The organism is Sulfuricurvum sp. (assembly GCF_049305995.1).
Taxonomy (GTDB): Bacteria; Campylobacterota; Campylobacteria; order Campylobacterales; family Sulfurimonadaceae; genus Sulfuricurvum.
The window spans coordinates 1-4,799 of sequence record NZ_JBAQPS010000271.1 but is presented as its reverse complement, the minus strand read 5'-3'; the positions used below and the strand labels follow the sequence as shown (position 1 = coordinate 4,799).

The window sequence follows — 4,799 nt, the reverse complement described above, 5'->3', positions numbered from 1 at the left end:
TTCTCAGGACTTCGCGGGTCGGGTAAAACCTCAACCGCACGTATTTTCGCTAAATCGCTCATCTGTGAAAATGGCCCTACTTCAGCACCGTGTGACGTGTGCAGCCACTGCGTCATGGCAAACGAGGGGCGTCACATCGATATCATCGAAATGGATGCCGCTTCCAGCCGCAAGATCGACGACATCCGCGATCTAATCGAGCACACCAAATACCGCCCCGCTAGTGCCAAAATTAAAATTTTTATCATCGATGAAGTGCACATGCTCACCAAAGAGGCGCATAATGCCCTCCTTAAAACCCTCGAAGAGCCGCCCGAATACGTCAAATTTATTCTTGCTACCACCGATCCCCTGAAACTTCCGCCGACCATTTTGAGCCGAACGCAGCATTTTCGCTTCAAACGGATCAGCCACCCGAATATCGTCCACCATCTCAGTCACATCCTCCATCTGGAGAATATCGAGTACCAAGCCGAAGCACTTGATATCCTAGCTCGTAGCGGTTCAGGAAGTCTTCGTGATACGCTAACCCTCATGGATCAAGCCATCATCTACTCCAAAGGGTTCGTAGACGTCAAAACCGTTGCCGATATGCTTGGGCTTCTCGATCCTGATTACATCAGCCGTCTTTTTGACGCTATTTTTGCCAAAGATCGCCCATCTCTAATCCAAATGCTCCAAGAACTCGAAGCGTATGAGTCGGAGATGGTGGTCGATGAACTGATCGCCTATCTTAAAGAGCGCCTCTACGAGGGTGATTACCGTTTCAGCTCACTCGTTATCGAACGATTTTTCCGAATCTTGAGCGATGCCAAAACCCTTTTTGCAATCAATGCGGACGGTGGATTTGTGGTGAGTTTGGTTCTCTTTAAAATGATCGAAGCGCTTAAAATCAAAGAGATCGATGAGATGATTGAGTCTCTCGAATCGCGGGTACCCCATACACTGACAAAAGTGCCGATTGCGGTAAATGTCAGTGAAGCACCGACTATCCATGTGACCCATAAACCGCCTACGGTAAAATCACCATTCGAGCAGCTGTGTGATCGAATTAGTGACCGTAGTGCCGAGCTTGGGATTTGTTTTAAGAACAATGTTACGTTCCTTTCCTTCGACAATGATACCCTTACATGGGAGAGCTGTGCAGAAGGGGAGGAGAAAGAACTCCTCAAAAACAGTTTCGGAATTATCCGCCAGTTTGTAAGAGAAATTTACGGAATCGATACGCAGATCAAATCAAACGGGTGTACTAAAACTTCGGAAGAGCTTACTCCTCTATCATATCCTGAAATAGTGAGACCTGATATCCTCGATACGCTGAGTGAAGAGCCTGCTTCAATGGTTGAAGAGGTAGAAATCGGTGTCGGAAGCTGTGTAAGCCAGTGTGATGAAACTAGTGTTAAAGAGTTTGATGGCAATGATGTACTCAAAGAGTCGATGATTCAAAAAGCAGCTGAGCTCTTTGAAGCAACAAAAATCACAGTTCAATCAAAAGTATAATTGCATTTCCTTGCTATTAAGGTTTTTTTCAGCTACAATACCCTTATAGAAAGATGATTTAGAGTTTCATCTTTGGTTTGTTTTTTATTGAAGACCTTTTAGTTAACAGTACGATCTACCATAAGACTACTCCACTTTATATTTTCGACCACCACGGCAACGAGGTGTATTTCCACAAACACAAGGGTCTATTATGGCAGAAGTACTAAACGGAACCGTTAAATGGTTCAACAGCGAAAAAGGTTTTGGTTTTATCCAACAAGATAACGGCGGTAAAGATGTATTCGTACATTTTCGTCAAATTAACCGTACTGGTTATGGTCGTGTTTCTCTTGATGAAGGTCAAAAAGTGACTTACACAGTAGGTCAAGGTGATAAAGGTCCACAAGCCGAAAACGTTACCGCACTGTAAGTTCTACTTGCAAGGACAGCCATCGGCTATGCTTTAAAAGCATATAGCCTTTGGTTCCGAACCTAAAAAATCCAAGCAGTTGGATTTTTTACGGTTCTCACCTTTGCAATCCCCTAAAGCTTTCCGCATTTATGCGGAAGATTTTACTTCCTCCAAAAATCATTTTACTAAGACACTCTTAGGTGTTTTTCCGAGCCGATTTAAAAGGAAACACCATGGAAAGTAAAGAAGCCGTATTAAGTGCATTAAAAGAAGGAAAAAAGCTTACGAGTAACATTACAGGATTGCAATACACTCTTATCGGAGGGAAACTTCATGCTCGTAATGGAGAAAAAACGGATTGGCATGAAAGTGAGCTTCGTTTTGATAATCCTCCCTCATGGCTCAATCTTAGAGTTTAATCTCAACAATTCTATGTTACCCTTATAAAATATTTTTTATGAGGTTCCCATGTTTTTACACAAACAAATTGATACCATTGAAGCAATTCCCCAAAAAGCCGGTCGTGGGGTAGCGATGAAAATGCTACTTTCACCCGATGAATCCCCCACATTTGCGATGCGTAATTTTACCATTGATGCGGGTGGTTATATGCCGTTGCATACCAACACGGTTGAGCATGAACAATATATCCTTAGCGGTCGTGCGCGTGTCGTGATCGGGGATAAAACGATTGAAGCGGGTGCAGGAGATGTGTTGCTCATCCCTGCTGGAGTTCCGCACAGTTATGAGACACTCGGAGAGGAAACGTATAGTTTTCTATGTCTCGTCCCCAAAGGAGTGGATGTTATCGAAGTGTTAGCCTGTTGAAAAAACAGATCCTTTTTGACAACGATGGTGTCCTCGTCGATACCGAACACTGGTATTACACCGCCAGTGCCGAAATATTAAACGCCAAAGGGTTTCATCTGAGTGAGGATCGTTATCGCGAGATTATGATCGCGGGAGAAAGTGCTTTTTTGATCGCAGAGGAGAACGGGATACCGATCAGCGAAACTGATAAATGGCGCGCCTGCCGAAACGAACTTTATCAACATTATCTTCGCAACGAAGAGATTGCTATCCCTGGTGTCAAAGAAGTGATAGATGAACTCTCGCATCATTATCGTATGGGGATTGTTACTTCAGCATTACGTTGTGATTTTGAACTCATTCATGCGTCACGTGGGATTGTTGATTATATGGACTTTGTCCTTTGCTCTGGCGAATACCCTCGTGCGAAGCCTTATCCTGATCCTTACTTGCTTGGATTGGTCAAATTAGGAGGATTGAAGCATGAAACAATTATTGTTGAAGACTCAGAACGGGGGTTGCGTTCAGCGGTGAGTGCGGGGATAGAATGTGTCATTGTGCATAATCGTTTTACTGAAAAACATAATTTCACTGAAGCAACTCATCGGATTAAAATGCTTGAAGAATTAATTGGATTATTAAAATAGTTAATCAATAAAATCTGGAAAAATTCCAGTGTATTTTATTTATTTTAAAGATGTGGAATTTTAATTTTAGAGTTTAATAGTGCTCCGATAATGACCATAAGGGCTAGTACCCCCATCCATCCGATAAATCCTGATCCTAACCACACGAGCCAAAGTAAAATTGCCCCAAGCGGTGTTGGAATGCCGGTGAAATATTTTGCAACCTCTCCAGCATCTGCATTAATGTTAAATTGGATAAGGCGTCGTAATCCACTAATAACGTAGTAGATAGAAGCGATAGATGTGACAATGAGAGGTATGCCTGTGAGGTGAGTAAAAACTCCCTGAAAGATAAAAAAAGTCGGAACGAGAACGAAACTCAAAAAATCGGCAAATGAATCAAGTTGTATACCGAATTCATTAGATAAACCATATTTACGAGCAATTTTCCCATCCAATATATCGAATGCACCACCCATCCATGCGAGTATGGCAGCAATGATAAATTTTTCTTGAGTAATAAAGTAGGTGGCCAACAAGCCACAAGTGATATTTGCCATCGTGATTAGATTAGCAAGGTTAAAGTGACTTGTAGAGCGCCATAAAAACTGCATTCGAACTCCGCATTGATACTTCTATATTTGAGATTATAGCCAATCCCACTGAAAAGGGTCATTGTATAACAATAAAAAGTGCTAATATTGCATCTTCTTTTTGAATTAATGCAAATCAAAAAGAAGACATCTATTAAATTTTAAAAAATTAAGGAGAATGTGATTTTTCGCTATACTTTCAATCATGAAGAAAAGCTTTTTATTCTCACTTATTATCCATAGTCTATTATTTATTGGTGTAAGTCTACTCATTGCGATTTTGCAAACTGATAAAAAAACTGAGCTGAAAAAAATAGCCATTTATTTGCCACCAATGAAAAAGTTAGAACCTGTTCAGCAACAAGCTATTCCGATTCTAAAACAGACGTCAATGACCAAAGCTGAACCGGTTATAGTACCATCACAACCTCAGTCACCATTACTGTCAAAAACTATTCAGCCATTAAAAATTCCAAATGATTCTGTATCAGTAGCGATTCCGGAAAAAGTTCAAGTCAATCCAGTACAAAAAACACTAGAGGTAGCTGTACCGATCGCTAAACTTGCTCAGATATACAAGGCTCCAGTTGAGCCAAAATCTGATCCTAAGATTAAAGAAGAATATATTAGTTACATTCGACAAACGATAGATGAGCGAAAGATATATCCGAAAAATGCAAAACGTTTACGACAGAGTGGAACAGTGAATGTGAAATTTACTATACTGGATGATGGTACAATCAAAGGGGTATCTGTTATAAATTCTTCAGGATTTGAACTTTTGGATAATGCGGCTTCTGATTTATTAGTAACAGTAGGAAAAGTACGCGCTATTCCTAAAGAAATAGCGAAAGATTCATTAGAGCTGACAATACC

At 40.9% G+C, this 4,799-nt stretch carries 7 protein-coding genes; 6 read left to right on the top strand and 1 reads right to left on the bottom strand.

Going from position 1 to position 4,799, the window contains the following annotated elements; genetic code table 11:
* The 5 genes from WA010_RS09305 to WA010_RS09285 form a co-directional block, all read left to right on the top strand.
* The coding region (locus tag WA010_RS09305) for a DNA polymerase III subunit gamma/tau (protein ID WP_422556854.1) at window positions 1–1,500 on the top strand (1,500 nt) is incomplete at its 5' end.
* Between the two features lie 193 nt (window positions 1,501–1,693).
* Complete coding sequence (locus WA010_RS09300; protein ID WP_422556853.1) at window positions 1,694–1,912, top strand: cold-shock protein; 219 nt, start codon at window positions 1,694–1,696, stop codon at window positions 1,910–1,912.
* 215 nt (window positions 1,913–2,127) lie between these two features.
* On the top strand, window positions 2,128–2,313 hold the full coding sequence (locus tag WA010_RS09295; protein ID WP_422556852.1) for a hypothetical protein: 186 nt from the start codon (window positions 2,128–2,130) through the stop codon (window positions 2,311–2,313).
* Between the two features lie 49 nt (window positions 2,314–2,362).
* Complete coding sequence (locus WA010_RS09290) at window positions 2,363–2,722, top strand: cupin domain-containing protein (RefSeq protein ID WP_422556851.1); 360 nt, start codon at window positions 2,363–2,365, stop codon at window positions 2,720–2,722.
* On the top strand, window positions 2,719–3,351 hold the full coding sequence (locus tag WA010_RS09285) for an HAD family hydrolase (RefSeq protein WP_422556850.1): 633 nt from the start codon (window positions 2,719–2,721) through the stop codon (window positions 3,349–3,351). Before WA010_RS09290 ends, WA010_RS09285 begins: the two co-directional genes overlap by 4 nt.
* A 44-nt stretch (window positions 3,352–3,395) precedes the next feature.
* On the opposite strand, the gene WA010_RS09280 is transcribed toward WA010_RS09285, so the two are convergent.
* A complete protein-coding gene (locus WA010_RS09280; protein ID WP_422556849.1) occupies window positions 3,396–3,944 on the bottom strand; it encodes a CDP-alcohol phosphatidyltransferase family protein in 549 nt (182 codons plus the stop codon).
* Window positions 3,945–4,128: 184 nt separating this feature from the next.
* On the opposite strand from WA010_RS09280, the gene WA010_RS09275 reads away from it, so the two are divergent.
* Window positions 4,129–4,799 (top strand): energy transducer TonB (locus WA010_RS09275; RefSeq protein WP_422556848.1); only part of this gene is annotated, 671 nt, incomplete at its 3' end.